Below are 1,218 nucleotides of genomic sequence, written 5' to 3' on the forward strand. Positions count from 1 at the left end.
TCGTCCGCTACAGTTAGCCCAGCCTTTAAAACCTTTTCGAGATAATCTGTTTTCATCCAAGCTCGCTTTCTTTTTGTTGGGATGCTTATTTTTGTTTTTTCTTTTCTCAACATATTTAAAGAAGTTTGCCTCAATATTCCCCAGTTCTCGGCACCGTTGTCTTTGTATATTTGGGATCTGTCTTCATTCATACTGAGGTCAAGTACCCAGTGCAGACTATTCTCAACAGCCCAATGTGCTCGAACAGCTTCGGAGAACTTTTCTTCTGTCAGCTCTGCTGAACTAATGTAATAACGATATTCTAAACTTGGCTCTTTGCCTTTTTCTTGTCGGTACCCCATGCTGACGCCAATGGTTTTCAACTTTGGCCAGTCTGGAAATTGTTTTGCTATTTCTTTTGCTGGCAATACCTTACAAGCTCTTGCCTCAAGTCGACTTCGATTTTTCTCTATCAATAAATTTTCTTTTTCTGGGTTACCACGGAACTCACTGAATTGTTTTTGTATTTCTGATTGTAATAATTCTTGATTTCCCTTAACTGCAAGCAAGTAATCTGCTTGCTTATTGACTATGGCTTGAGCTATTTTCTTTTGGCATCCCATTGCATCAATAGAGACTAATGCTCCTTTTATGTCTAAAAGCTGAATAAGCTCAGGGATGGCTGTAATTTCATTAGATTTGGCATCTGTACTGAGTTGACCTAAAACCATTTTATTTTTACAGGCAAACGCATTAATCATATGCAGTGTTGAGCGGCGGTCATTGCGGTCATAGGAACCTCTTAGAGTTTTTCCATCAATTGCTATTATTTCACCTTTGGACAAGCGATTTACGGCTTGCATCCACTCAACAAAGCATTGATTGAACTGCTCTGGTTCAATGCTAGCAATAGTTCTAGCTATAGTGTCATCAACAGGAACACCATCCTTAAGAAAACCATTTTTTTGAAACCAATCTAAGTGACCTTCTGCATATTCTTCTATGTCTTTCCAGCCATCAGCTCCAGCAATGACAGAGCAAAGACTAACAAATAAAATATCAAAAAGAGGGTAGATAACTTTTGAAGACTGACGCTGATCATCAAGCTTGCTAAAGATTTGAAAGAATAAGTCTAAATTCATGGTGTACTTCCGCAAAAGGAAGTATAAGATCACAAACCGTATTCACGGTCAAATTTATGTTTACAATTGCTCAAAAAACATTCGCGATCTTGCCCTG

General features: G+C 38.3%; 1 protein-coding gene. It reads right to left on the reverse strand.

Annotated elements, in window-relative coordinates; all coding sequences use genetic code 11:
• The coding region (locus D5018_RS21345; RefSeq protein WP_121840978.1) for an ISAs1 family transposase at positions 1–1,121 on the reverse strand (1,121 nt) is incomplete at its 3' end.
• Positions 1,122–1,218: the final 97 nt, after the last annotated feature.

The sequence above is a fragment of the Parashewanella curva genome (assembly GCF_003675895.1).
Lineage (GTDB): Bacteria > Pseudomonadota > Gammaproteobacteria > Enterobacterales > Shewanellaceae > Parashewanella > Parashewanella curva.